Origin of the sequence: Sphingomonas sp. (genome assembly GCF_036387535.1) — a bacterium.
Lineage (GTDB): Bacteria > Pseudomonadota > Alphaproteobacteria > Sphingomonadales > Sphingomonadaceae > Sphingomonas_R.
Map to the genome: position 1 here is coordinate 18,131 of NZ_DASVTO010000036.1, position 26,608 is coordinate 44,738.

Below are 26,608 nucleotides of genomic sequence, written 5' to 3' on the forward strand. Positions count from 1 at the left end.
GATGAAATCCCTGCTCGCACTTGCACTGCTCGCCACCGCGGCCCCGGCGCTGGCGGATGATATCCATCTGCGGTCGCCCGACCAGGCGGTCGACATCATGATCGGCCAGGATCACGCGACCCGCGGCCCGGTGTACAGCGTTGCGTTCCGCGGGCGGACGGTGATCGCGCCGTCCCCGCTCGGCCTCGCTTTCGAACGCTATACCAAGCTCGGGCCGGACATGGCGGTGACGGGTACGAAGCGTGCCGGGGCCGATCGGCGGTATCGGCTGATCGCGGGCAAGACCTCCACCGCGCGCGATCATTATAACGAACTGACGCTCAGCCTTGCGGAAACGGGCGCCGCGCACCGTCGGCTCGACATCGTGTTCCGCGCCTATGATGACGGTGCCGCCTTCCGCTACACGCTCCCGCGCCAGCCGGCTTTCGCCGATCTCCGGCTGGCCGGTGAACTCACCGAATTTGCCTTTCCCGCCGATTATCAATGCTGGGGCCTCAATCTGGGGCGCTTCGATACCAGCCATGAAGGCGAATATGATCCGGTGAAGGCGTCGCAGGTCCGCGTCCACAACCTGTTCGAAACACCGGTCACCTGCCGCACCGGTGCCGGCGACACCAGTTTCGCGATCACCGAAGCCAATCTGAAGGACTATGCGGGATCCTATCTGATCGGCCGCGAAACCGGCGCACTGGGCTTCCAGACCCGCTTGTCGCCGCGCATCGATGATCCGAAGGTCGCGGTGAAGGCCGATCTTCGCAACCGCGATCTGATCACGCCGTGGCGCGTCGTCATGCTGGGCGACACGCCCGGGCGGCTGATCGAATCCACCATTCTCACCAGCCTGAATCCCGCGCCCACCGCCGACTTTTCCTGGGTAAAGCCCGGCAAGACCGCCTGGGACTGGTGGAACGGGCCGACGCTGAAGGCGATGCCCGGCGGCGCGGGCATGAACACCGCCACTATCAGGGCCTATATCGATTTCGCGGCCGCCAACGGGCTGCCCTACATGCTGATCGACGATGGCTGGTATGTGAACAGCGGCGGTGGCGGCGCGGTGCTGCCGGGCGCGGACAATCTCCGGTGGATCCCCGAACTCGACCTGCCCGGCCTCGTCAAATATGCGGCGAATCGCAAAGTCGGGTTGTGGGTGTGGGTCAATTGGCAGATGCTCGACCGCAATATGGATCAGGCGCTGCCGCTCTATCGCAAGCTGGGGATCAAGGGGATCAAGGTCGATTTCATGGACCGCGACGATCAGCAGATGGTGGACTATTATCAGCGTATCCTGAAGGCGACCGCCGACAATCACCTGATGCTCGATCTGCACGGCGCCTATCACCCGACCGGCGCGATCCGCACCTGGCCGCACTATCTGACGCAGGAAGGCGTGATGGGCGCGGAATATAACAAGTGGACGCGGCGGATCACCGCGCGCCACAATCTCACGCTGCCGTTCACGCGCGGGCTGGCCGGGCCGTATGACTACACCCCCGGCGGATTCCGCAATGCGACGCCGTCCACCTTCCGGATCGAACCGCAGACGCCGATGGTACAAACGACGCGCGGTCAGGCGCTGGCCATGTATGTCGTATTCGACAGTCCGTTCATGGGCGTATCGGACAGCCCGGATAATTATGCCGACGCGAAGGGCATGGACTTCATCCGTGCCGTCCCCGCCACGTGGGACGAGACCCGCGTCCTGTCGGGCACGATCGCGGAACAGATTGTCGTGGCACGGCGATCGGGCAGGGACTGGTATGTCGGCGCGATGACCAACGAAGCCCCCCGCACGGTGGATGTCCCGTTGGCTTTCCTGGGCAAGGGGCGTTTCACCGCCACCGCGTGGCAGGACGGCGCCACGCCCACCGATGTCGTCACCACCAGCAGGTCGGTGATGGCCGGCGACAGCATGCGGTTGACGCTATCCGGGTCGGGCGGCGGCGCGATCCGGCTGGTGCCGACGCGGTGACGCCCCGGCGGTCGGTGCTGGGCGAAAGCATCGCCACCGCGGCGCTGGCCGGGTTGCTGTTCGGGTTCGACACCGCGGTCATTGCCGGCGTGACGGGCGATCTCACCAGCCGGTTCGCGCTCAGCCCGGAATGGCTGGGCATCACCGTATCCGCGGCGCTGTGGGGAACGTTGGTCGGCGCATTGTTCGCCGGCAAACCGGGCGACCGTTATGGAAGCCGCGATTCCCTCCGCGTGCTCGCTTTCTTCTATCTGCTGGCCGGCATCGGCACCGCTTTGGCGGGCACCTGGACCATGTTCGTCCTGTTCCGGTTCGTCTGCGGGCTGGCCATCGGCGGCTCGTCGGTGCTGGCGCCCGTCTATATCTCGGAAATTGCGCCGCCGCGGCGACGCGGTCTGCTGGTCGGGTTGTTCCAGTTCAACATCGTGCTGGGCATCCTGGTCGCGTATCTCTCCAACGCCGTCGTCGGGCTGTTCGATCTGGGTATGGTCGCCTGGCGCTGGAAACTGGGCGTGACCGCGCTGCCGGCGTTGCTGTTCTGCCTGCTGCTGTACCGCATTCCCAACAGCCCGCGCTGGCTGGCGATCCGGGGGGATGAAGCCGCGGCCCGCGACAGCCTGTCCCGGATCGGCATGGATAATGCCGCCGCCACGGCGGAGATGGCGGCGATCCGGGCCGATATCGCCACCGCCCCGCGCGACGAACGCCTGTCCTGGTCGAAACATCGCCGGCCGATCCTGCTCGCCGTCGCGCTGGCGGCGTTCAACCAGCTCGCCGGGATCAACGCGATCCTCTATTATCTGAACGATATCTTCGCCGACGCCGGCAGCCTGTCGCCGGATGTGCAGGCAGTCATGATCGGCACCGCCAACCTGATCTTCACCTTCGTCGGCATGCTGCTGATCGACCGGATCGGGCGCAAGACATTGCTGGTCGCGGGTGCGGCCGGAATGACCTTCTGTCTCGCGGCGGCGGCGGCGGTGCTGTTCCACCTGCTGCCGCGGGGCCTGATGCTGCCGGCCCTGATCGGCTTCATCGCCTTCTTCGCACCCAGCCAGGGCGCCGTGATCTGGGTCTATCTCAGCGAGATTTTCCCTACATCGGTTCGCGCGCGCGGCAGCGGCCTGGGTGCCAGTACGCACTGGCTGCTGAACGCGCTGGTGGCGAGCGCCTTTCCCGCGATATCGGCCTGGTCGCCGGGCGCGCCCTTCCTGTTCTTCGCCGCGATGATGGCGGTTCAGGTGATCGTCGTGTCGCTGTTCTTTCCCGAAACCAAGGGCGTCCGTCTGGAAGACATGCACGCCCGCATGCTGGAGCCCCACCGATGAAGCGCGCCCCTCTCCTGCTCTGCACGCTGGCGCTGGCCGCGACCGTGTCGGTCCGCGCCGCCGAACCGACCCCCGAACAGCGCGCGCAATGGGCGAAGGAGGGGGAGGAACGGCTGCATACCGACTGGGCCTGGCTCGGCCGCTACAAGGCCGCCAATGCCACGCTGCCCCCGCCGGTGAAGGGACAGCCGCGAATCGTGCTGCTGGGCGATTCGATCACGCAGGGCTGGTACGACATGGTGCCCGGCTTCTTCACTCCCGGTCGGATCGGGCGCGGGATCGGGGGACAGACCACGCCGCAGATGCTGGTCCGCTTTCCCGCCGACGTGATCGCGCTGAAGCCGGCCGTCGTTCAGATCATGGCCGGTACCAACGACATCGCCTTCAACACCGGCCCGATGACGCCGTACGAGACCAGGGCGAATATCCGCGCGATGACCGAACTGGCGCAGGCGAACGGGATCCGCGTCATCCTTGCCTCGATCCCGCCGGCCGACCAGTTTCCCTGGCGCCCCGGCCTGCAAACCGCGGACAAGATCGTGGCGATGAATGGCTGGCTGCGGGCCTATGCAGCGGCAACCGGATCGACCTATGCCGATTACTGGACCGCGCTGAAGGGTGATGGGCTCGGCATGCGCGAAGGGTTGTCGTCGGATCATGTCCACCCGACCGTCGCCGGCTATGCGGTCATGGCGCCCGTCGCGGAACGCGCGTTCAAGGCAGCCCTCGCCAAACCCGCTCCGACGCGGGCCGTGATCGCGCGATGATCCTGGCCGCGCTCGCGCTTGCATCCTCGGTCGTGCCAACCGGACAAGGGTCGGTGCGTGGCGAGGTGACGGAGGATGGCCGTCACCTGTTCCGCGGCATTCCCTATGCCGCACCGCCCACCGGCGCACTGCGCTGGAAACCGCCGCAACCGGTCGCCCGCTGGAAGACGCCGCGCGACGCGACGCGGTCGGCACCGTCCTGTCCCCAGGTCGATCACGGTTGGAACCGTCAGGCCGCCGGCTTCGCGAGCGAGGATTGCCTGTATCTGGAGGTCGCGACACCCGATCCGGCGCCCGCCCGGCCGATGCCGGTCATGGTCTGGATCCACGGTGGCAGCAATTATGCCGGCGGCGGCGCGGGTACGATCCAGTCGCGGATCACGCGGCAGGGGGTCGTCCTGGTCAGCATCCAGTACCGGCTGGGCGCGCTCGGCTTCCTCTCCCACCCCGCGCTCAGCCACGAGGCGGGCGGCACGTCCGGCAATTACGGGCTGATGGATCAGCAGGCGGCGCTGCGCTGGGTTCAGGCCAACATCGCACGGTTCGGCGGCGATCCCGGCAACGTCACGCTGTTCGGGGAAAGCGCTGGCGCGATGGATATCGGCCTGCACCTGCTCAGTCCCGGTTCGCGCGGGCTGTTCCACAAGGCGATCGAGGAAAGCGGCACCCCCGGCTTCGGCCTGCCACCGCGCAGCCTGGCGGACAATGAGGCGCTCGGAACGATGATCATCGCCAAGGCCGGCATCCCGCAAACGGCAGCCGCGCTCCGCAATCTGCCGGTCGCGCAGCTGCTGGCCGCGACCGAGGGCGTCGCGGTACCCGGCCTGGCTGACAAGAGTTTCATCTGGTTGCAGGCGATCGTCGATGGTCGGGTCCTCACCGAAACGCCGGCCGCGACGCTGGCGAAGGGCGGCAACCCGGCGCCGCTGATCGTCGGCAGCAACGCGCGCGAACTGACACTGCACGGCGGCGTCGCCCGCGCCGGCACCGCGATCACGGAGGCATTTCCCGCCGCGTCGGTTCCGGCGGCGCGCCGTGCCTATGGACTGGACGGGATCCCGGTGGCCGATCCACGCCTGGGCGATCTCGACCTGATCCTGTCGAACGATATCACCTTCCGCTGTCCCACCACCGTGATCGCCGCGGCGCGCACCCGCGCGGGTCAGCCGGTCTGGCATTATCAGTTCGACTATAGCGCGCCGGATGCGAAGCCCGTCACACACGGCAGCGAAATTCGCTACGTCCTGCAAGGATCGACCGAGCTGGAACCCGGCGCACCGCCAATGCAGGCCTATTGGCTGAACTTCGCCCGGACCGGCGATCCCAATGGTGCGGGTCTACCCGCCTGGAAGCGCTATGACCTGACCACGAAGAGCTATCTCGGCTTCGTCAATGGCGGTCCGCAGCCCGGCAACGACCTGCGCGCGACCCCCTGCGGCTTGCGCGAAGCCCCCTGATCGGCCACGTCCGGGTGCCTTGGCGCCGACCTTCCGGCGGTCAGGATCGGCGGGCCTGCATCAGGATTGCGTCGGACGGCAGGACATGGTGCAGGAACGGCAGGATCGCCGCGCCCACCGCCGGTGCATCGTCCGCCATCGTCGCGCGGCGCACGCGTGCGATCCCCGGCAACGCGGCGGCGTCCAGCATGCCGTTCAACCGGTGGACCAACGCCTCCGTCAGCGTCGTCGGCAATCGCCCGCCGATCAGGACCACCGCCGGATCGACCAGACAATTGACCGCGATCAGCGGCTCTATCAGCGATTGCGCCGCATCCTCGGTCCATCCGCGCACGACCTCCGCCAGCACGGGATCGTCGGCGGTCAGTCCCTCGACTCCTGTCACCGCACAGCCGGCCGCCTCCAGCCGTTCGTAAAGCGCCGACAGCGAAACGGTTTCCTGCACCGCCCGCCCGGCCCCACGCCGGGTCATATCCGGCATGAACCCGATTTCCCCGCTGCGCCCGCCCGCGCCGCGGAAATAGCTTCCATCGATCACCAGTCCGCCGCCCAGGCCGGCACTGACCAGAATGTAGAAGAAGCTCGGCATCGACAGGCCGGACCCGAACTGCGCCTCGCCGATCGCCGCCGCCGCCGCGTCATTGTCGATATGCATCGGCCATGGCAGCACGCCGGCCAGCAGCCCGCGCAGATCGATATCGTTCCAAACGCCATAGCCCGGTGGCCGGTGGGGCAGCGCCACCCGGCCGATATCGTCGGGCATGGCCACGCCCACGCCCAGGATGCGGTTCTCGTCCACCAGCCCGGATGCGCGGATCCGCGCGACCTCCTCCGCCAGCCATGCCGCGACCATGTCGGGCATGGCGAACGCCACCTCGCACGTGGCGCGGGTCAGCACCGTACCGCCCAGGTCCAGCGACACGATCGTGATATGATCGCGATCGATGTTGATCCCGATCGCGCAGGCACCGGAAGGGTTGATCACCAGTTGTGACGCCGGCTGCCCGCGCGCACCCTGGCGCCGTCCGGCATCGCTGATCAGCCCCGCGTCCAGCAGGCGGCGGGTGATGTTGGCGATGGTGGGTGCGGTCAGTCCGGTGATCGCGGCCAGCCCGGATCGGCTGATCTCCCCACTGACCCGGATCGCCTGCAACACCGTGCGCTGGTTATAATCCCCCGCCCGTTCCAGATTGGTGCCCGACAGGCTGACGCCCAGCCGCGCGCCGCGCTCGCACAGCGCCGGGCGGACGAGCGGGTCGCTCCCGTTCAAGATGCTCCTGACCGCCATGACGCTCCTGTTTCCCCCGGTTCGGCCACAACCATCGCCGCTCCCGCCGCGCCTGGCAATGGCGCGGTGCCGCTTCTGTCACGGCCGGTCCATCGATGATCCTGCCACATGCGGCCGCTACCGATTGCCGGCGCTGCAATTCGGACGGCCGGCGCCGGCGATTCCGGATTATTGCAGGAACAGCGACCGCGCCTTCGTGACGGTGGTTCGGCCCTGGTCGTCCGTCGCTGCATAGGTAAAGCCCGGCAGCAGGCAGAACGCGCCGATCCGGCCCTTGGGATCGATTGCCAGAAATCCAACCTGGATGCCGCGGATCGCATCCTTGCGCAGCGTCGCGATATGCCGGACGACGTCCTCGCACGCCTGCTGCGGCGATGCACCGGCCCGCATCGACGCCACAACGCGCGCCGTGCCGCAGACGCGGGTCACCTCCTCGCCCAGCCCGGTCGATGTCGCCGCCCCGACGCCGGCCTCGATGAACAGCCCGGACCCGACCTGCGGCGAATCCCCGACCCGACCGCGCATCTTGAACGCCATGCCCGACGTGGTGCACGCTCCCGCCAGCCGTCCGGCCGCATTGCGCGCGATGATGCCGATGGTGTCATGGTCCAACGCCCCGCCGGGCGTATGCTGCAGCCGGTTCTCGACATTGGCTTCCGGACGGTATCGACTGGTCAGCAACCAGTCGCGCCACGCCTTTTCGGCTGGTGGCGTCAGCAGGTTGCGGTACGGAAAGCCTGCGGCGCGGGCGAAGCGGGTAGCGCCTTCACCCACCAGCATGGTGTGCGGGGTCGTCTCCATCACCCGTCGCGCCACCGAAATCGCATGCACCGTATCCTCCAGTGCCGCGACCGCGCCGACGCCGCCGGCATCGTCCATGATGACAGCATCCAGCGTGACGTGCCCGTCCCGGTCGGGATAGCCGCCATAGCCGACCGAATGGTTGTCGGGATCGGCCTCCGGCACCATCGCGCCCGCTTCGACCGCGTCGATCAACGATCCGCCCGCCTGCATCCTGGCAAAGGCGGCCGCATTGGCCGCCGCGCCGAAATCCCAGGTGGACAGGATCATCGTACCGCCCGCGCTGCCGCCCGCCGCCCCGCGAGCCATCCCCGCAAACGGCATGCTGCCGGCGATCGCCGCCATGCGCGTGAGCATCGATCGCCGGTCGGTCATGGCAGCAGGCTCCTGTTTACCGGCATCAGAACCGCACCGTCGCGCCCACCGCGATGTTACGGCCCAGCGTGTCGTAACGCTGTGGAATGGTGTTGTTGCGCGACAGGCTGATGTCATAGGAATTGGGGATCACCGGCGCCGTCTTGTCGAGCAGATTGTTGGCCGCGATCCGGAAGCCGAACTGCTTGCCGACCGAGAAGTTGAACGCAAGGTCGAAATAATCCTGTGCCGAAATCCCTGCAAAGGTCGTGCGCACGCCGTCTGCCGTATAGCCCAGCGCCGGATCACCCGAATTCGATGCGTTGGTCAGCTTTCCGGTATGCCGCCAATTCAGCGATACGCCGAACGCACCGCCCGGCAAAGTATAGGTCGTGCGCAGGGTATGCGCCCATTTCGGGATCAGCTGGCCGCAGCCATTGCCATAATATCCGACGCAGTTCCGCTTCGGCAGGATCGGTGAGTCCTGCCCGCCCGCCAAGGTGGTCAGCGTTCCGTTGAACGACCAGTCAACGATGCCGTAGCGCTCGGTCCGCAGCGTATATTGGCCCTGGAAATCCCAGCCATGCGCCTTGGTCTTGTACGCATTGGACGTTCCCTGCCCGATGAATCCGGTCGTCGGGTTGGATGCCGGCGGGCTGTACAGCGTCCCGTCCGGATTGCGGACGATCAGCGAACAGAAATAGGGAAGACCGCTCGAAAGGCAGCCATTCTGGTAGTAGCTATAGTCGTTATATCCGATCGAATCCTTCAGATCGATCAGGAACCGATCCACCGAAAACACCAGCCGCGGGACGAACCGCGGTTTCAGGATGATGCCGATCGTCTTGGTATAAGCCGTTTCGGGATCGACCGTGAAACCGCCGGTGCGGACCGTACAGGCATTGTCCGGACAGAGCAGCGTCGGGCTTCCATACAGCGCGTCCGCAAGGCCGGTGGCGGCACAAACCTCTCGCGATGCCAGCGGGGCCGTGGTCGTGATGACCTGGCCCGGATTGTTCGGGTCGGCGATCTGGCGCGGGACCGGTGCGCAGAAATCATTCTGCAGCCCGCCCTGCGTGCCGAAATCATTTTGCGTCGCCTGGCGGATTTCGATGACGGTCGGCGCACGTTGCGCCTTGTTGTAGGATCCCCGGAACGTGATGTCCTCGATCGGCGCGAACACGCCCTCCAGCTTCCATGTCGTGAACGTCTGGGGATTGGTGTTGTACCGGGATACCCGCAGACCGGCGTTCAGTTGCAGCAGGTGCGTCCAGCTCTGCTTTTCGATCAGCGGAACCTGAACCTCCACATTGGCTTCGCGCACACTCTGGCGCAGCTTGTAATCACTGCCGCCATTCTGTTCGCGGTACGTCGCGTCGGCGAAACTCCGATAGGTATCGACGCGATATTCAGCGCCGACCGCGATCGCCACGCCCTGTTCGGCCAACGGACTGGTGATCCCATATGTGCCCAGATCGCCGGTCAGGTTCGCGGTCGCGTCGTACAGCGTCCCGACGCCGGTCGTCGTGCCGCTGCGCGCCGCGAACAGATAATTGGCCAGCGCCGGATCGGCATTGCCCGCGCGGAACGCATCGAACGGTACGCACGCCGGATCGACGCCGGACACCGTCGCGGAACAAGTCGGCACCCCGTTTACGGTCACGACGTTCAGCGAACGGTTGACGCGATCGAAATCCGGAAAGTTACCGAACGTGATGTCCTGGCGATTGTGCGCATAAACGCCGCCCACATCATAATGCCACGCGTCGGCAAAGTCGCCACGGATGCCCGCGGTCGCGCGCGTACCGCTGTTGATATACGTATCGAGAACCTGCGGCAGGCCCTCGAACCGATAGCGCACGTCGATCGGCACCGTGGCGCCGGTGCCGGCCTGCGCACCGCAGAGCGTTGTTGCCTGGGATCCCGACAGGAACGGGTTGTTGCAATTCACCTGATACGGCGTGCCGCCATAGGCGCTGAACGCCAGCACGCGCGGCGGGAACCGGTTGAAGGACTTGTCGCGGAACCAGATGCCCGATCCATAGAGTTCGGCCGCATCGGCCAGCTTCAACGTCACGAAACCGCCTGCGTTGATCCGCTCGCTCTGGCGCTGATAGGAATATCCGTCGAACGGATTGGCCGCATTGCCGACGCCGACGCCATAGGGAACGAAGGTGCGGGATCCGTCCGGATTGTTCACCAGCTGCTGTCCGCTGCTCGCGCCGCTGCCGGGCTGGATGTACCCGCTGGGCGAATAGGTCGACAACTGACAGGTGAGCGGCCCGTCCTTTACGGTCTGCAACAGGTAGCAGGCACCATTTTCACGGCTACCATAGGGAATGACGTCCGAATGACGATAATTGACGAAACCCGATACCCGTAGCGCGTCGTCGAACAACCGCTTTCCGACGGTCAGCGTCACATCGACGCGGCCGCCATCCTTGCTGGTGCCGCCGACCGTGGGAAAAGCCGACGCGCGCGCAACCGGCGTCACGACACCGGCGCGGTTGTCGTGCGTGTAGAAATTATAGTTGCTGTTGAGTTCGATCCCCTCGAAATCCTTTTTCAGGATGAAGTTGACGACCCCTGCGACCGCGTCCGACCCGTAGACGGACGATGCACCACCCGACAGCACGTCCACCCGTTCCAGCAACGAGGTCGGGATGATGTTGACGTCCTGCCCGTTCTGGGTACCGATGCGCTGCCCGTCGATCAGGACCAGCGTCCGCTCAAAACCCAGGTTGCGCAGCTTGATCCGCTGGCGCCCATCGGAATCGGCATAATTCTGCTGACTGTCCGGCGCGACCTGCGGCAGGCGGTTGAGCACTTCCTCCACGTTCACCGCCGCCTGCGCACGAATATCGCTGGCCAGGACGGACGTCACCGGTGCGGCCGATGTCGTGTTCGGACGCTGGATCCTGGTACCGGTGACGATCACGGCGTCGCCCGCGTCACGCGCAGGATCGGCGGCATCGACCACGCCGGCCTGCGCCTTGTCCGCTTCCGCCTGGACCGCGGCGTCCGCCACCGTCCGCGCCGCACCATCCTGCGCGGATGCCGCACCCGCGCTGAACAGGATTGCGCCTGTCGTCAACAACTTGGCCATCTGACCTGTCATGGAATCCCCCTGCTACACGGGCGCCCCTGATTGGGTTACGCTTACGACACTGTTCCGGCTTCCGCTCCGGACCGCACATCGCGATCGTGGATCAGCCGCCGAACGCGCATGATGCCGCAACAACAGCCCGAAGCAATACCAAAAGCGCCATAGCGCTGCTGCACGATCGGCCTGATGGCCAGATATGTTGCTCTGGATCAACAGTTTTTGATGTTGATCAGTCTGGCCTGCTGTGGACGCCATCTCTCTGACAAGACCAAAGTAGCGTTTTTTGCAGACATGCTGTCTCGCACGATCACTACCGCCGAACACTGGCGGCGCTCGGCGCGCGCACCATCGTGGACGGCGCTTAGCGGCAAAGCGGACAAGTGAGCCTGCGCCTCCGATTCTGGGCGCGGGACCGACCAGATCGTCTATGGCCATGCGGACCGGCAATGATGGGCGATGAAATCCGCATGACGCGGCATCGCCGCCGCGGTCCGGCCGACGATATCGCGCAGGTGCGCCAGGAAGCGCCGCGTGCCCTCGATCGGCAGCGCATCGACCAACGGATCATGGCCGTCCGGCATGATGTTCTGACCCAGCATCACCGCGACCCAGCTGTCGAGCGTGAACAGATCATCGTCCTGTCGGAACACGCGCCCGGACGATCGGAACAGCGCGATCTTCGCCGCGAGCGTGTCGGGGATCTCCATCGCGCGGCACCGGCGCCAGAACGGCGTGTCGTCGCGCGCTGTCGCCTTGTAATGGAGAATGATGAAGTCACGCACCTGCTCATATTCCAGCGCGGTCATGCGGTTATACTGATCCGTCTCGGGTTGCGCGAAATCCCGGTCGGGGAACAGCGCGAGCAGGCGCGCGATTCCGGTCTGGATCAGGTGGATGCTGGTCGACTCCAGCGGCTCGATGAAACCACCCGCCAGTCCGATGGCGACGACATTGCCGACCCATGCGCGGCGGCGACGACCGGCCGTGAAGGACAGCCGCCGCGGCGCCGCCAGCGGTTCGCCGTCCAGCCCGGCGATCAGGGTTCGTTCGGCCTCGGCGTCGTCGATATGCGCACTGGCATAGACATAGCCGTTGCCGACGCGGTGCTGCAGCGGGATCCGCCAACGCCAGCCCGCCGCGTCCGCCGTCGCGCGGGTATAGGGCCGGGGTGGCTCGACACTGCGGCAGGGCACGGCCACCGCCCGGTCGCACGGCAACCAGCGGCTCCAATCCTCATAGCCGGTCTTCAGGCAGTCCTCGATCAGCAGCCCGCGGAACCCCGAACAGTCGATGAACAGGTCGCCGTCGATCACGCGCCCGTCCTTCAACGTCACCGCAGCGATCATGTCCGCGCGCGCGCCGCGCTGTACGTCGACGATACACCCTTCGACCCGCCTGATCCCGCGGTCCTCGGCGTGACGGCGCAGGTACCGGGCATACAGGCCCGCATCCAGGTGGAACGCATAGCCAAGCGTCGACAGCACCGTCGTCGGGTCGCCGGCCGGTCGCGCGAACCGGCCGAGATGCGCGGCACTGGCGGTGATATTGTAATCGTCCAGCCGCCCGGCCTCCTTCGCGAACCTCCGATCCTGCCGCAAGGCCAGCCAGAACTGGTGAAAGCGGATCGCCTGCGACTCTCGGCCATAGGTGCCGAACGGATGAAGGTAGCGCTCCCCGATCTCGCCCCAGCCGACGAACTCGATGCCCAGCTTGAACGTGCCCTGTGTCGCGCGAAGGAAATCATCCTCGTCGATCCCCAGCATCGCGTTGAAGGTGCGCAGGGTCGGGATCGTCGCCTCCCCCACGCCGACCGTGCCGATCTCATCGGATTCGATCAGGGTCACGGCCACCCCGCCAGCGCACAGCCGCGCCATGGCCGCGGCCGTCATCCAGCCCGCCGTGCCACCCCCGACGATCACGACCCGCTTGATCGGGCCTCGCTCGGCATCGTCGCTCACGCCCGTGGGCCGAACGCGCCGCGATGCGCGCAATTCACCAGCTCGCGATTGGTCGGCAGGGTGCGACAGGCATAATCCGCCTGGCGCTGCACCTCTGCGAATGCGGCACGCGCCTCGTCATGATAACGGTACGTTCCCGCCTGCGCGCGCAGGTCCGTGCGATATCCCATGCCGTACAGCACATAGTGCCAGCTTGCTTCGGCAAAGATGTCGACGTTGGGATCGATATCGATCGGGTCCGGCGGACGGTGCCGCCAACGGTCCAGCAGTTCATGCAGCGAATCCGGTGTCGTCGCCGGATCGATATTGTCGCGCCAGAAATCGGAATCGCGCCGTTCGCTGATATTGTAATGCATCTTGATGAAATCGCGCGCGCGCTCATACCGCTTCAGCATCATCGCGTTGAACTGCCGCGCCGATGCCGCATGATCGCCGCCCCATGGGAACAGGGTGGCCAGTTTCACCGCGGCGACTTCGGCAAAGACGATCCCGGTCGCCTCCAACGGCTCGAAGAAGCCGCTCGACAGGCCGATCGCGACGCAGTTCTTGACCCAGTTGGTTTCGCGATACCCCGCCTCGAACCGGAATTTTCGCACCTCCAAACCGTCGGCGCTCTTGCCGCAATAGGCGCGCAGCACCGCCTCGGCGCGATCGTCGCCGCTATGCGCGGACGAATAGACATGGCCGATGCCGCGTCGTGTCTCCAGGCCGATGTCCCACGTCCATCCCGCCTCCTGCGCGGTGGAAATGGTGTAGGACGCGATCGGGCTGTCGGGCCGCGCATAGGGCAATTGGATCGCCAGCGCGCTGTCGCAGAACAGCACGTCGCGGCAGGATTTGTACGGCACGCCCAGCGCCTTGCCGATCAGCGCGGCCCGGAATCCGGTGCAATCGACATAGAGGTCGGCGACCAACGTTCCATTGGCCTCCGTTGCCAGACCCGCAATCGATCCATCCGCCGCCAATTGAACGTCCTGGACGGTATCCACCAGCCGTTCCACGCCCAGCGACACGCCGGTGTCGCGCAGCAGGTCCGCCAGTGCCACCGCGTCGAAGTGAAAGGCGTAGTTGAGCGGCCCGACATAATCGTCGTGGCTGGCCAGCTTCGGCGCACGCCCGGCATCGGCCACGCGCTTCTGCGGGGTGTTGACCTCATCCCAATTCCGATCACCTTCCATACCGAGCAGCCAATAGGGAAGCAGATCGAGGCCGCCCGGTGCGTTCGCGACCTGAAAGGAATGCAGATAGTGGTCGGGCTGCCGATCGACGCCGGGGGTGTGGCGCCAGTGCGCGAATTTCGCGCCCTGCTTGAACGTCGCGCCACAGCGGCGGACGAGTTCGGCCTCGTCGATGCCGATGCGGCGCAGCGTCTTCCTGATCGTGGGAAAGGTACCCTCGCCCACGCCCAGAATGCCGATGTCCGCCGATTCCACCAGCGTGATCGCCACGCCCTGCGGGGAAGCGGTCATCAGGGTGCGGGCCAGGTAGCAGGCGGTCAGCCAGCCCGCCGTGCCCCCACCCACGATCACGATCTTCTTCCGGTCCGCCATGTCCGTGTCAGAACGAGAAGGTCAGCGTGCCGTCGAACCGGCGATCGGACACGAACCAGCTGCGAATATACCGGGTATTACCATTATATCCGCCCATCGACGTCTTCGCGACTTCGTTGGTCAGGTTGCTGCCCTGCACCGAAACCGCGATGTTCTTCGTGATGCGATAGGTGATACCCGCATCCAGCGATCCGTAGGGCTCGGAATAGACCGGAAGCGAGATATCCACGAACTGGCAGAAAGCGTTGGTGGTCGACGTGATGGTACCGCACCCCACTGTCGAGGGTGTCGGCTGCTTGTAATAGATATAGTCGCCGTTGGTGCCGTTCGAGTTGGTCGTCATCAGGTAACGGCTGCGCCAGGAATAGGCCACGCGGGCCGATAGCTTGCCCCGTTCGTAGAGCCCGGTGATGTTGAAGTTGTGCCGTGACAATCCGGCATAGGGCACGTCCGTCCGTTGCACGCCGTTGATGTCGATGAAACTGTCACCGGGATTCTTGCTATCGATGAAGGTGTAGTTCGCCTCGATGCCCAGACCGGACAATACCCCCGGCAGCATGTCGAAGAAGGTCTTCACCCCCGCTTCGATCCCCTGCACTCTGGCATTTTTCGTGGCGTTGAACACATTGGTCGACTGCACCAATTCGTCCGACGTGACCCCGCCCGGCAACGTCACCCTCAGTATCTGGTTACCAGCTCCATAGATCAGGGGGTTCTGCAATGTCTTGTGAAATGCCGACATGTGCAGTTCGGTCCCACTCTTCGGATACCATTCCGCCGAGAAGTCGAGGTTCTTCGAGATCAGCGGCTTCAACCGAGGGTTACCGGAATCGGTGGTAAAGCCGCCGAACTGGCCGGGCGATCCCGATGCCGCACCCTCAAGGCTCGCCGTTCTGACGGACAGCGATCCCGATGCACGCAATGCCTGGAAGCTGGGGTTATCCAGCGTGACGTTGTACGCGAAACGAACGCGGACGCTGGGATCGGGCAGCAGTTGCACGTTGATCGACGGCAGCACCCGTGCGTAGCTGCGGCTGCCCTGTCGCGGCGTCCCGACGGTGGGCAGGGTCACAAGCACGCCGTTCCGCACGAACGTACTGCTGTTCTGCTGGAAAAAGCCTTTGCTTAGATTCTTGTTGCTCACCAGCCGCGCACCGACATTGCCCTGCATCGGAATGCCGAAAAACGCGTCCTGATCCTGGAAACGCAACAGGGCATAGGTGGACATCGACGTGCTGGCGCTCTGCGTCAGGTCGAGCGGAAGGAAACGGTCGGGCTGGATCGGATTGCCATAGCGGCGATGATCCCCGGCGACATCGAACCGCTGCGCGGCGGCGTCGGTCGGCAACAGGACCGGCGTCGGCAGCGTGGCCTTGCCGCGGAAGAAGTCGTCGAAGGCGAATTTGGCATAATCCTCCGCCGGCGAATTGGCGAACGTCACGGGATTGGACCCGTTCCACCCCTGCCCGAACGCCTGCCAGTTATAGCCGGAGTTGTTGTCGCGCTCGCTGCGATCGGCGTAGCGCACGCCCGCCTTGAATGTCCGGAAAAATCCCTCATCGGACATCTGATATTCGAAATCGACATTACCCGCATATAATGTCCCCTCATTATCCTCCAGATGGTCTTGCGACGCATTCCAGCGATAATTAGCCGGGTTGTCGAAACCCGGCAGCGCGCTGGCCGGCAAGGTCACCTGCGAGAAATCACCGGTCAGGTCGATGCCGAACGCGCTCGGATAGGGGATGGCCGGAAACAGGTCGTAGGCCCGCCGGGTCGATGTCGATTTCACATATTGGAACGCGGCCCGGATGGTGGCGCGGTCATCGGGCTTCCATTCCATCGTCGTAGACAGATCGGTGGTCTTGCTCGTGCCGGCTGAAAAGCCGGTGTTGCCGCCCGCGGTGATGCTGCCACCCGCCGGCAGGAACGTCGACGGCCCGTACACATAGGTGTTGGGCGTGGAGAGCAGGCCGTTGTTGTCGTCGAACTTGCTCGTCGCGGGATCGACCGTCAGCGTCTTGGACGTGACGAACACGCCGTGGCCGAAGCTGGTCTCCGAATATTTCGACTGGAAAAAGGTCTGACCAAAGGTCAGATTTTCCGCAGGCGCCCATTGTACCGCGGCATACAGCCCTTCGCGCCGCCGGTCGTAATTCTGGTCACCATAGGTGAACCCACCCGGAATGAAGTAATCGGACCCGTTGATCCGTGTCTTGTAATAGGGCTCGGTTCGCAGAAAGTCGGACTTTTGCGCAAAATTGTTGCGCGCCACATCGACCAGAACACCGACCTCACCGATGGGCGTATCGAAGCGATCGGTCACAAGGATCGAACCGCCGTATTTCGTCTTGTCGCGCAGATCGCCATAGCTGGCGTTCACCGCACCGCGCACGGTGAACTCGCGATAATCGAACGGCATCTTGGTGCGCAGGTCGATCTGTCCGCCTGTCCCGCCCTCGATCAGATCGGCGGTGGAGCTCTTGTAGACGTCGACCGCCGCCATCAGCTCGGGCGTCACGTCGCCAAAGGTCAACCCGCGCCCGCCGTTCGCGCTGAAGATCTCGCGACCGTTCAGTCGACCGGCTACCCCGGACAGGCCGCGCACCTGCAGCCCCGAGCCCTGCGCCGAAAAGTGATCGGGGTCGCCGAGCGCATCGAATCGTACGATCGCCACGCCGGAAACACGCTGCAATACTTCGGTGATGCTGTTGTCGGGCAGTTTTCCGGCGTCGTCCGCCAGGATCGAATCGATGATGGTGTCCGAATTCTGCTTGCGCTTGATGGCGGATTCGATCGCGGCCCGCCGCCCGGTGATGACGATGTCGCCTCCGCGGTCGCCACCGCTCGTGTCCTCCAGCATCGGCGGCGTCTGTGGAACGGTGCCGGTCGACTCCTGTGCAAATGCTGGCGCCGCACCGCAACTCAGCACGGTCAACGCTGCGACGGACACGCCGCCGTACCACCGACGGCGGGCTCGCGACCGCCGCGATTCCGAAAGATGAACCATTGCCTTCCCCTCTCCTTCACCGCCCACCATGAACGCCGCAGCTTTTGCTGGTGCAGTTCTGTGGAAGATCCCATCGTTTTACTTGCATCGTGCAGGTCATGCCAACGCTAGCAAGAAAATTAAGTATGACAATAGACGATGCCGCGGTTCGACGAAAATCTACCTGTTGGCCGATGCCACATCCGCGGCCAGCCATCGGCAGCGATGCACGTCCCCGATGTCTGCACCAGGAGGCGAAAGGCCGCCGCAAGGGCATGTGCCCCGCCTGCCCGAGTGCGCGTAACCCCGTCGTTGTCGATCGGCACGTCCCGCCATCGTGCAGGGTCTGGCAGCACGGGTGCAAGTCCGACCACGACGCCCGCACTGCTGGCGGACCGCGGCAGAGCCATCGGCAACTTCTTCATGGAACCGGGCTCCGTACCAAGCTAGGGTGTTGCAATGAGCGACAGCGACAGCAACGGTCCCGCGGTGGGCCGCTACAGGTCGATCACCATCGCCGATGTCGCCGCGGCGGCCGGCGTGTCGATCCGCACCGTGTCGCGCGTCCTCAATGATTCACCCAAGGTCGCGGCAAAAGCGCGCGAACGGATCAAGCAGACGATCGACGAACTCGGCTTCCGCCCAAGCAGCCGGGCCCGCGCGCTTGCTTATGGCCGCTCCTCGCTGATCGGCGTGGTTCAGGATGATCCCAATGCCCACGTCATCGGCGTGTTGCAACGCGGCATCGTCGATGTCTGTGCCGCCGCCGGATATGAACTGGTCGTCCATCCCGCCAAATTCGCTGATCTCGATCTGACGCACAGTATCGAGGACTTCGCACGACGCTCGCGGATCGACGGGCTGATCCTGCTGCCGCCTATTTCGGAATCTTCCGCGATCCCGCTGGCGTTGATGCAAATGGGGGTGCCTGCGGTCGGCATCGCCTCCGTACGGGTCCCCGGCTATCCCGCGGCGCTGGTGAGCGACGAACGCGCCGCGACCGCGCTGATGGCCGATCATCTCGTGGCGCTCGGCCATCGCCGTATCGCGATCATCACCGGCCCGCTGCACTTCCACTCTGCCAGGGAGCGGGAGCAGGGGTTCCGGACGGCGCTGGCTGCGCACGATCTTCCGCTGCCCGATCACTATGTACGCTCGGGCGATTATGGCTTCGCTTCGGGTCTGGCGGCAGCGGGGGCGCTGCTCGACCTCGCCGATCCCCCCACCGCGATCTTCGCCAGCAATGACATCATGGCCGCCGCCGTGATCAAGGCCGCCTTCGATCGCGGGCTCCCGATCCCAGGCGCCCTGTCGGTGGCCGGCTTCGACGACAGCGATATCGCGTCGATCATCTCGCCCGCGCTGACCACGATCCGACGGCCGCTGTTCGACATGGCGCGCGCCGCGACCGAGCGCCTGATCCAGATGATCGAAGACCGCAGCATCGGCCGGTTGCCGGACCACGGCGTTTCCCTCACCCTGGTCGCGCGCCAGTCCACCGCGCCGCCACCGCCCAGCTCCGGATGATGATCGGCCTGGTCAGGCGCGCATCGCATCGACGAACGCGCGGAACGCCGCGGTAGGCTGGCGGCGGCTAGGATGATAGAGATAGTTCGGCGGCAGCACCGCTGCCCAGCCCGCAAGCACCTCGACCAGCCTCCCGTCCGCCAGGTGGCGTACCGCATGGGGCAGCGGCAGACAGCAAATGCCCAGACCGGCCGCCGCGGCGTCGCGCATCAGATCGACGTCGTTCGTGACGAAATCACCCCGGATCGCCCGTTCCGACCGGCGGCCATCCCGCTCGAATTCCCAGCGATGCACCGCGCCCGACGACGTATGGCGATAGCAGAGGCAGCGATGCGCATCGAGGTCATGCGGCCCAGCGGGCGGCGGGTTGTCGTCCAGGTAAGCGGGCGCGGCCACGTAGACCAGCGGCACGGCATCGCTGATGCGCACGGCGATCATATCGGCCTGCAATGTCATGGCATGCCGCACGCCGCAGTCGAACCGATCGGCGACGATGTCCACGAAGCCATCGTCGACGACCAGCTCGACGGTGATGTCCGGATAGGCGCGCGCGAAATCGGCAAGCCGGGGCAGGATTGCATAGACCGCTGCTACCCGGTGCGCACTGATCCGGATGTGCCCCGCTGGCGTTTCACGCGCACCATCCAGATCGCCGAGTGCATCCTCGACGGCCGCAATGGCGGGTTTCAGGCGGAGCAACAGCGCCTCGCCGGCGCGCGTGGGCGACAGCGACCGGGTCGTGCGGTCGATCAGCCGAACCCCCAGCCTTGTTTCCAGCACGCGCATCGCATGGCTGAGGGCCGAGGCTGACCGACCGAGCCGGGTCGCGGCCCGGGCGAAGCTCCCTGCCTCGACGATCGCCGCGAACACCGCAAGCCCGGACCAGAGATCACGATCCATTGCTGAATTTCCTTCAGTAACCCATGCGGATTGCGCCGTCTAATCCCGCGTCGGCATCCCGTCCATCTTGGCGGCGACACGACGATCAGGGATAACCGCCGATGAACCTCGAAACCTATCGCCCGCTTGGTCGCTCGGGCTTGCTCGTCAGCCCGCTCGCGCTCGGCACCATGACGTTCGGCACGCCGCGATGGGGACTGGACGAGGCCAGCAGCCGCGCAGTGTTCGATCGCTATACCGCCCTCGGCGGCAACTTCATCGACACCGCCGACGTCTATGCCGGCGGCCGATCGGAAGAGATGGTCGGCGCCTTCGTTGCCGAACGCGGCCTGCGCGACAGGATCGTGGTCGCCACCAAATCGGGGTTCGCGACGGGCCAGGGTTTCCATGCCGGCGGCAACGGCATGCGGCACATCATGGCCTCGGTTGATGGATCGCTTCGCCGCCTGCGGACGGATTTCATCGATCTGTACTGGATTCATGTCTGGGACGGCGTCACTCCGGCCGAAGAGTTGCTGCGGACGATGGCGAACCTGATCGCAGCCGGCAAGATCCGCTATTGGGGGATCTCCAACATGCCCGCCTGGTATGTCGCCGAAGTCGTGACGCTTGCGCGGGTCCATGGTCTGCCGGGGCCCGTCGGGCTGCAATATTTCTACGCGCTGGTCGAACGCGGCGTGGAGGCGGAGCATGTGCCGCTGGCGCGGTCGGCCGGCCTGGGCCTCGTGCCGTGGAGCCCGCTTGCGTACGGCCTGCTGACCGGCAAATATGACCGCGCCGCGATCGAGACGGGACGAAGGCGGACAGGCGGCGTGCCGAACCAGCGTGTCGCGGATGGCGAAGCCCGGCCGGCCGACGACAAACGCCTCGACGGGGACAATCCGTTCGGTGACACGCTGTTCACGGATCGCAACTGGCATATCGTGGATGTGCTGACGCAGATCGCCGCCGCAATGGGCCAGCCGCCGGCACGGGTCGCCCTCGCGTGGGTCATCGGGCGACCCGGCGTCGTCTCGACGCTGATGGGGGTCAGCCGCGCGGATCAGGTCGGCGACAATGCCGGGGCGCTCGCGCTGGTGCTGTCGCCCGATCACCGCGCCGCTCTCGACCGCGCAAGCGGCCATTCCGCCTTCCTTTACGGGCTATTCGAACCGGCGACCCGCAACCAGATCGTATTCGGAGGGGCAGATATCCGCTGTTAGCGGCTCTTGGGCGCTCTCAAGCGTCGGCCTTGATGATCCAGGCGGATCGTGCGGGACCTAGGCTTCGTGGCGTGCGAGGAATTTGGCGATGGCCGCACGCCATGCTTCCGGACGATCGAATTGCGCCAAATGACCCGCGCCCATGATTTCCGCATATCGACCGGCGTGCAGACGCGGCAGGATCGAGCGCGTGGCCTCGCGTGTCATGATGTCGAATTCGCCCCGCAGAAGGAGTGTCGGCACCCGGATCCGGGACAGCAGCATCTCGTCGTCGAACCCCGCCATCACGCCGTGGAACCCGGCGAGCAGGTCGTCTCCGACCAGCGCCGAAGCGACCGCGTTGCCACGGTCCTCGGGCGTCGGCGCCATGTACGGCATCGCGATGTCGCTTACGTTCGTCCGATAGATATGCCGACGCAGAAAGGCGTTGCTCGCCTTCTGGTAGGCGGCATCGTCTGCCGCGTCCGGACCACCGCGCTGATGAGCCGCGATCACGGCGGCCTCCGCCTCGGGCAACTGCGCGGCCAGCGCGCGGACGCTCGCTTCCCCCCGACGCGCCGACAGGGGCGCGCCTTGCAGGATCAGGCTCCGCAGCGCTGGCGGGCGCCGCGCGGCATACCGGTTAGCCACGATTCCGCCCCAGCTATGCCCCAGGAGGTGAAAGCGTTCGACCCCCAGGGAAGAACGCACCGCCTCGATCTCGTCCGCGAACCGGTCCACGGTCCAGTTTCGCGGATCGCCGGGAGCATCCGACCGTCCCGAATCAAGCTGATCGTAAAGGATGACGGCCCGGTCGGCCGCAAGCGGCAGCACCGGGAAGAACTGCCAGAGTGCGCCCCCCGGGCCACCATGCACCAGCATCAGGGGGGAACGGGCTCCGGCAAGGTCGCCGTTCACCCTGACGTAGAGACTGCCGCCCGCAACCGGCACACGCAATTCGCGGTCGGCAGCGGGAACGCCGGGTTCGGCAGCGTACACGCTGCGCGTGGCCACCATGGCGGCTGCAACCGCTCCACCCATCAGGGTCCGCCTTGACAGTCGCACGAGTCCTCCCCTCGCCTTTCCCAAGCCCGCCGTCATCCTGCACGCACGTCCGGTGGATCGCAACTGTGGCCTGACGCCGTGACGCCGCACCCGGCCGGATGCAGGCGCGCGCAACCGCGATGGCCCTGTCCGAACCGGCAACGCCCTCTCATACGGTCCGCGTTCCCGGACGATTGACCCGGTGGACCCGCTGGATGGGGCTTGCGTACAGCTCGTGCTGGCGCAACGATGTCGCATGTCGTTCCTGCTCCCGCTCCTGCTCCTCCAGGCCACCGTCACGCAGACGCCGCCGCTCACGCCGGCCATCAGGACGGCGTCGCCCGCGCCCACCTGGCCGGCGCGCGACGCACAGTTCATGATCCGCCGGTTCCGGTTCCGCTCGGGCGAGATGCTGCCGGAACTGCGCATCAACTATACGCTGCTGGGGCAACCGCACCGGAACGCGCGGGGAGAAATCGACAATGCGGTCATGGTGCTGCACGGCACCGGCGGTACCGGCCGCCAGTTCCTCAGCCCGCAATTCGCCGACGAACTCTACGGACCCGGCCAGCCGCTGGACATCACCCGCTACTGGATCATCCTGCCGGACGGCATCGGGCACGGCAAGTCGTCCAAGCCGTCCGACGGCCTGCACATGCGGTTCCCGCACTACGACTATGACGACATGGTGGATGCGCAGTTTCGGCTGTTGCGTGACGGGCTCGGTATCCGGCGCATGCGGATGATCATGGGAACCTCGATGGGCTGCATGCACAGCCTGGTCTGGGGGGAAACGCATCCCGACTTCGCACGCGCCCTGATGCCGCTGGCGTGCGAGCCGGTGGAGATTGCCGGTCTCAATCGCATGTGGCGCAAGCTCGCGATCGACGGGATCCAGGCCGATCCTGCCTGGGCGGGAGGCGAGTACCGCCTGCCGCCCGTGCAGGGCCTGCGCACCGCCGCCAGCCTGCTGTTCGTCGCCGGCGGGGCTCCGCTCTATTTTCAGGCGCAATATCCGCGACGCGACGATTCGGACGCGTTCGCGGGGCAACGGGTGGCGGCGGCGATTGCGGGGACGGATGCGAACGATCTCATCTACCAGCTCGACGCATCGCGCAATTACGACCCCTGGCCCCGGCTGGAGGCGATCACCGCGCCGACGACCTGGGTCAACTCGGCCGACGACTTCATCAACCCGCGCAATCTCGATTATCCGCAGCGCGCGGTCGCCCGGATGAAGGCGGCGCGATTCCGTCTGATCCCGGAGAGCGCCGACACGCGCGGGCATGGCACCCATACTGCCGCCCGGTTCTGGAAGCAGGATCTCGTCGACCTGCTGCAACGCACCGAATGATCGCCGCCTCCGCATGACCCCGCTCACGCGCAGCCCTGTTTCCGCGCGCCTATGTCCGACGCGCCGTTACCGCCGCGCGGGATGGGTCGCCGCCGGCGCATCGGTCGGGCACGATCTGCTTTCTTAGCCTATGTTTAACCCTCGTGGGGCATGATCGGTCTGCCAAGGGAGCCTGTCCGTGTCGATTGAAGAAGCCAGCTTCGAAGCCGTCCTCCTGAACGACCTTGAATCGATGAGCATCGAAGACTGCAACGCCCTGCCGTTCGGGGTCGTGGGCTTCGGCGCGGATACGATCGTGCAGACCTACAATGCGACCGAAGCCCGCATGTCGGGGCTGGATCCGTCGACCGTGATCGGGGTGCCGTTCTTCGATGCGGTCGCGCAATGCATGAACAATTTCCTGGTCGCGCAACGCTTTGAGGACGAGCCGCAGATCGACGACATCGTTCCCTACGTGCTCACGTTGCGGATGCGCCCGACGAAGGTCCGCCTCCGGTTGCTGGCGGAGCCAGGAGCATCGCGCCGCTACATCCTGATCGAACGATAAGTTCGGCTCATGAACGACACGTCGAACGAGGAGCAACTGCTCGAATTCCTCTATGCCTGCCCGGTCGGGCTGATCGAATGCGATCTGGTCGGCGAAATCGCGTTGATGAACCCACATGCCATGCAGCACCTGCTGCCGCTCGCCGGCCCGCGCGACGCCGGTAACCTGTTCGCGGCGTTTGAACAGCACGCGCCGGAACTGCGAAGCCTGGCCGCAGCCTATGAACCTGCGACCGGCAAGGTCTGCGACGGGCACCGTATCTTCGTCGATCTCGGGCGGGGCCGGCGCACGCAGGCGCCGACGGTGCTCGCCTGCACGATCGTGAAGCTCGGCGCCGATCGCCTGATGGTCACCCTGTCGGACATCAGCCAGCAGGTCGTGCAGGAGGAAAGACTGCGCCAGGCGGATACCTGGTTCTCGACCCTTCTGGACGGTGTCAACGAATATGCGGCACTGACCATCGACCCGAACGGACGGATCGCGTCCGTGAACAGCTGCTTCACGCGCCAGACCGGCCACGACTGCGCCTCGGTGATCGGGCGCAATCTGGCGGAGCTGCTCGACACCGACAGCGCGGGTGGCGACCTGCGGCTGGACGAGCAGATTGAGATTGCCGACCGGGACGGCTGGCATCTGCAGGAGGGGTGGCAGAGCCGCGCAGATGGCGAGCGCTATTGGTGCCAACGTCTCGTCGTCGCACGCTCCGATGGAGACTCACCGGTACCGACGGGCTTTTCCGTCGTCCTGCGCGATGTCCCGCGGCGGGAGGCCGCGGCCGAGGACATGCGCCGCCTTCTCACCTGTGATCACCTGACCGGCGCGTCCAATCGCCGGCACTTCAGCGACGTCATGGGACGCGAACAGGCGCATTGGCGAGAACTGCGTCAATCGCTCTCGCTGATCGTCCTCGATCTGGATCATTTCAAGCGGGTCAACGACACCTACGGGCATCCGGTCGGCGATGTCCTGCTCTGCCGGGTGGCCGAGGCCTGCGCCGCCCTGCTGCCGCCGCGCGGTATCTTTGCGCGGCTGGGCGGCGAGGAATTCGGCGCGCTGCTGCCGCGCTACGACAGGAAGCAGGCGCTCGACCTTGCCGAGCGCATGCGGGAGGCGATCGCCGGCCTGCGGGTCGAAACGCCCTTGGGCATCATGCAGGCCACGGCGAGCCTTGGCTGTGCCACCTTTGATGAAGCCGGTGGATCGATCGACGCACTGATTAAGCTCGCCGACGAGCGCCTCTACGCCGCCAAACGCGCCGGCCGCAACCAGGTCTATCGACCGCAGGCGTTTGCGGCGTGACCTTGGCACCGTCCCGCGCGGCCATATCCCGGATCGCCTGTGCCGTGGTCGCGGCCGAGCTGCGCCGCATACGCCGATCCGACCTGCCGATGCCGGCCGACTGGCCCGAAACCGTGTCGATCGGCGACACCGGACTGGGATTGGATTCGCTCGAACAACTGGGCGCGCTTGGCGCTCTGGCGGAAGCGTTCGGGCTGGATGATGCCACGCTGGGCCAGGAGCCGCCGCGCACCGTCGGTGAATGGATCGACTGGATCATGGGTGGCCATGCCTCGGGGAACGGGCGTCTCACCGTCATGACATCCGGTTCGACGGGAAGGCCCCTGCCCTGCACGCATGCCATGGCAAACCTTGTCGTGGAGGCGCAGGTCCTGGCCGGGCAGCTGCCGGGCCGGCGTCGCGTCGTGGCGCTGGTCCCGGCGCATCATCTCTATGGCATCATCTGGACGGCCCTGCTTCCCGACGTCCTCGGCGTTCCCGTCGTCACCCGGTCGATCGGTGCGGCGCTGGACCTCGCGCCCGGCGATCTCGTCGTCGCAGTCCCGGACCAGTGGCACGCGATCCTGGGGCTCACCCGCCGCTTTCCCGCGGATGTCGTCGGCATCAGTTCGGCCGGCCCGCTGAAGGAGAGGCTGGCGACGGACCTGCTCGCCGCCGGTTTGGCACGGTTGCTGGATATCTATGGGGCGTCCGAAACCAGCGGGATTGCGGTCCGCGAACTGCCGGACCCTGGCTATATGCTATTGCCACATTGGCATCTGGTTCCGCGCGGCGACGACGACTGGCAGCTTCGCGACGAACATGGCGGGCATCACGGCCTGCCCGACCATGTCGAGCGCCTCGGTGAGCGCCGTCTCCGTCCGACCGGCCGACGCGACGGCGCCGTCCAGGTCGGCGGCCACAATGTCTGGCCCGCGCAGGTGGCAGACATCTTGCGTCGGATCGATGGGGTCGCCGACGCGGCGGTGCGGCTGCACGACAATCGCCTGAAAGCCTTCATCGTCCCGGACGAGGGGTGGGATGCGGCCGACCTTGCGGCCGTGATCGAACGCGCCGTCACCGACCGGCTCGCCGTAGCCGAACGGCCGCGCAGCCTGCGGTTCGGTTCCGCCCTGCCGCGAAACATGATGGGCAAATTGGAAGACTGGATATGATACACGCCCCGATGTCGCAACTGGACGTCAAACGC

At 65.8% G+C, this 26,608-nt stretch carries 19 protein-coding genes; 11 read left to right on the plus strand and 8 right to left on the minus strand.

What is annotated here, in order from left to right:
* Window position 1: 1 nt before the first annotated feature.
* Genes VF649_RS03080 through VF649_RS03095 form a run of 4 tightly spaced genes read left to right on the plus strand, consistent with a single transcriptional unit; the run spans window position 2 to window position 5,521 of the window.
* Entirely contained in the window at window positions 2–1,969 is a 1,968-nt protein-coding gene (locus VF649_RS03080; RefSeq protein ID WP_331010491.1) for a glycoside hydrolase family 97 protein, read from the plus strand.
* The gene (locus tag VF649_RS03085; RefSeq protein WP_331010492.1) at window positions 1,966–3,297 is read left to right on the plus strand and encodes a sugar porter family MFS transporter; all 1,332 of its coding nucleotides are present in this window, start codon (window positions 1,966–1,968) and stop codon (window positions 3,295–3,297) included. The genes VF649_RS03080 and VF649_RS03085 overlap by 4 nt, the downstream gene beginning before the upstream one ends.
* Window positions 3,294–4,064, plus strand: coding sequence for a GDSL-type esterase/lipase family protein (locus VF649_RS03090; protein ID WP_331010493.1), 771 nt, complete (start codon window positions 3,294–3,296; stop codon window positions 4,062–4,064). Before VF649_RS03085 ends, VF649_RS03090 begins: the two co-directional genes overlap by 4 nt.
* Entirely contained in the window at window positions 4,061–5,521 is a 1,461-nt protein-coding gene (locus VF649_RS03095) for a carboxylesterase/lipase family protein (RefSeq protein ID WP_331010494.1), read from the plus strand. Before VF649_RS03090 ends, VF649_RS03095 begins: the two co-directional genes overlap by 4 nt.
* A gap of 40 nt (window positions 5,522–5,561) precedes the next feature.
* On the opposite strand, the gene VF649_RS03100 is transcribed toward VF649_RS03095, so the two are convergent.
* The 3 genes from VF649_RS03100 to VF649_RS03110 all read right to left on the minus strand — a co-directional run bounded on the left by VF649_RS03100 (window position 5,562) and on the right by VF649_RS03110 (window position 11,082).
* Window positions 5,562–6,791, minus strand: a complete 1,230-nt coding sequence (locus VF649_RS03100) for an ROK family transcriptional regulator (protein ID WP_331010495.1) — start codon at window positions 6,789–6,791, stop codon at window positions 5,562–5,564.
* A 186-nt stretch (window positions 6,792–6,977) separates the two neighbouring features.
* Window positions 6,978–7,985, minus strand: a complete 1,008-nt coding sequence (locus tag VF649_RS03105) for a N(4)-(beta-N-acetylglucosaminyl)-L-asparaginase (RefSeq protein WP_331010496.1) — start codon at window positions 7,983–7,985, stop codon at window positions 6,978–6,980.
* Between the two features lie 25 nt (window positions 7,986–8,010).
* Window positions 8,011–11,082: a TonB-dependent receptor domain-containing protein gene (locus VF649_RS03110; RefSeq protein WP_331010497.1), complete on the minus strand. Its 3,072-nt coding sequence runs from the start codon at window positions 11,080–11,082 to the stop codon at window positions 8,011–8,013.
* A 174-nt stretch (window positions 11,083–11,256) separates the two neighbouring features.
* Between VF649_RS03110 and VF649_RS03115 the strand changes: the two genes are divergently transcribed.
* The gene (locus VF649_RS03115) at window positions 11,257–11,454 is read left to right on the plus strand and encodes a hypothetical protein (RefSeq protein WP_331010498.1); all 198 of its coding nucleotides are present in this window, start codon (window positions 11,257–11,259) and stop codon (window positions 11,452–11,454) included.
* 41 nt (window positions 11,455–11,495) lie between these two features.
* Here VF649_RS03115 and VF649_RS03120 read toward each other — a convergent pair whose 3' ends face one another.
* From VF649_RS03120 to VF649_RS03130, 3 genes are read right to left on the minus strand one after another with little or no spacing between them, the layout of a single operon-like run.
* A complete protein-coding gene (locus VF649_RS03120) occupies window positions 11,496–13,028 on the minus strand; it encodes a tryptophan halogenase family protein (RefSeq protein ID WP_331010499.1) in 1,533 nt (510 codons plus the stop codon).
* Window positions 13,025–14,578 (minus strand): tryptophan halogenase family protein, encoded by a 1,554-nt coding sequence (locus VF649_RS03125; RefSeq protein ID WP_331010500.1) that lies wholly within the window; start codon window positions 14,576–14,578, stop codon window positions 13,025–13,027. Before VF649_RS03125 ends, VF649_RS03120 begins: the two co-directional genes overlap by 4 nt.
* A 7-nt stretch (window positions 14,579–14,585) precedes the next feature.
* The gene (locus VF649_RS03130; protein WP_331010501.1) at window positions 14,586–17,531 is read right to left on the minus strand and encodes a TonB-dependent receptor; all 2,946 of its coding nucleotides are present in this window, start codon (window positions 17,529–17,531) and stop codon (window positions 14,586–14,588) included.
* A 495-nt stretch (window positions 17,532–18,026) separates the two neighbouring features.
* Here VF649_RS03130 and VF649_RS03135 point away from each other — a divergent pair, with 495 nt between their 5' ends.
* Window positions 18,027–19,094, plus strand: coding sequence for a LacI family DNA-binding transcriptional regulator (locus VF649_RS03135; RefSeq protein ID WP_331010502.1), 1,068 nt, complete (start codon window positions 18,027–18,029; stop codon window positions 19,092–19,094).
* Window positions 19,095–19,106: 12 nt separating this feature from the next.
* On the opposite strand, the gene VF649_RS03140 is transcribed toward VF649_RS03135, so the two are convergent.
* Window positions 19,107–19,994: a LysR family transcriptional regulator gene (locus tag VF649_RS03140; protein ID WP_331010503.1), complete on the minus strand. Its 888-nt coding sequence runs from the start codon at window positions 19,992–19,994 to the stop codon at window positions 19,107–19,109.
* 101 nt (window positions 19,995–20,095) lie between these two features.
* On the opposite strand from VF649_RS03140, the gene VF649_RS03145 reads away from it, so the two are divergent.
* Complete coding sequence (locus VF649_RS03145; RefSeq protein ID WP_331010504.1) at window positions 20,096–21,196, plus strand: aldo/keto reductase; 1,101 nt, start codon at window positions 20,096–20,098, stop codon at window positions 21,194–21,196.
* 57 nt (window positions 21,197–21,253) lie between these two features.
* Here VF649_RS03145 and VF649_RS03150 read toward each other — a convergent pair whose 3' ends face one another.
* Window positions 21,254–22,216, minus strand: coding sequence for an alpha/beta fold hydrolase (locus VF649_RS03150; RefSeq protein ID WP_331010505.1), 963 nt, complete (start codon window positions 22,214–22,216; stop codon window positions 21,254–21,256).
* 259 nt (window positions 22,217–22,475) lie between these two features.
* Here VF649_RS03150 and VF649_RS03155 point away from each other — a divergent pair, with 259 nt between their 5' ends.
* From VF649_RS03155 to VF649_RS03170, 4 genes are all read left to right on the plus strand, one after another.
* Window positions 22,476–23,573 (plus strand): alpha/beta fold hydrolase, encoded by a 1,098-nt coding sequence (locus VF649_RS03155; protein WP_331010506.1) that lies wholly within the window; start codon window positions 22,476–22,478, stop codon window positions 23,571–23,573.
* A gap of 178 nt (window positions 23,574–23,751) precedes the next feature.
* Window positions 23,752–24,120, plus strand: a complete 369-nt coding sequence (locus VF649_RS03160; protein WP_331010507.1) for a phosphonate transporter — start codon at window positions 23,752–23,754, stop codon at window positions 24,118–24,120.
* Between the two features lie 9 nt (window positions 24,121–24,129).
* Window positions 24,130–25,419, plus strand: a complete 1,290-nt coding sequence (locus tag VF649_RS03165; protein ID WP_331010508.1) for a diguanylate cyclase — start codon at window positions 24,130–24,132, stop codon at window positions 25,417–25,419.
* A complete protein-coding gene (locus tag VF649_RS03170; protein WP_331010509.1) occupies window positions 25,416–26,573 on the plus strand; it encodes an AMP-binding protein in 1,158 nt (385 codons plus the stop codon). Before VF649_RS03165 ends, VF649_RS03170 begins: the two co-directional genes overlap by 4 nt.
* The last annotated feature ends 35 nt before the right edge of the window (window positions 26,574–26,608 follow it).

What these genes read in the sequence shown, in the direction of transcription:
- VF649_RS03080 (WP_331010491.1), top strand. Translation starts at nt 2, where the DNA reads ATGAAATCCCTGCTCGCACTTGCACTGCTCGCCACCGCGGCCCCGGCG.
- VF649_RS03090 (WP_331010493.1), top strand. Translation starts at nt 3,294, where the DNA reads ATGAAGCGCGCCCCTCTCCTGCTCTGCACGCTGGCGCTGGCCGCGACC.
- VF649_RS03095 (WP_331010494.1), top strand. Translation starts at nt 4,061, where the DNA reads ATGATCCTGGCCGCGCTCGCGCTTGCATCCTCGGTCGTGCCAACCGGA.
- VF649_RS03105 (WP_331010496.1), bottom strand. Translation starts at nt 7,985, where the DNA reads ATGACCGACCGGCGATCGATGCTCACGCGCATGGCGGCGATCGCCGGC.
- VF649_RS03110 (WP_331010497.1), bottom strand. Translation starts at nt 11,082, where the DNA reads ATGACAGGTCAGATGGCCAAGTTGTTGACGACAGGCGCAATCCTGTTC.
- VF649_RS03115 (WP_331010498.1), top strand. Translation starts at nt 11,257, where the DNA reads ATGGCCAGATATGTTGCTCTGGATCAACAGTTTTTGATGTTGATCAGT.
- VF649_RS03125 (WP_331010500.1), bottom strand. Translation starts at nt 14,578, where the DNA reads ATGGCGGACCGGAAGAAGATCGTGATCGTGGGTGGGGGCACGGCGGGC.
- VF649_RS03135 (WP_331010502.1), top strand. Translation starts at nt 18,027, where the DNA reads ATGAGCGACAGCGACAGCAACGGTCCCGCGGTGGGCCGCTACAGGTCG.
- VF649_RS03140 (WP_331010503.1), bottom strand. Translation starts at nt 19,994, where the DNA reads ATGGATCGTGATCTCTGGTCCGGGCTTGCGGTGTTCGCGGCGATCGTC.
- VF649_RS03145 (WP_331010504.1), top strand. Translation starts at nt 20,096, where the DNA reads ATGAACCTCGAAACCTATCGCCCGCTTGGTCGCTCGGGCTTGCTCGTC.
- VF649_RS03150 (WP_331010505.1), bottom strand. Translation starts at nt 22,216, where the DNA reads ATGGGTGGAGCGGTTGCAGCCGCCATGGTGGCCACGCGCAGCGTGTAC.
- VF649_RS03155 (WP_331010506.1), top strand. Translation starts at nt 22,476, where the DNA reads ATGTCGTTCCTGCTCCCGCTCCTGCTCCTCCAGGCCACCGTCACGCAG.
- VF649_RS03165 (WP_331010508.1), top strand. Translation starts at nt 24,130, where the DNA reads ATGAACGACACGTCGAACGAGGAGCAACTGCTCGAATTCCTCTATGCC.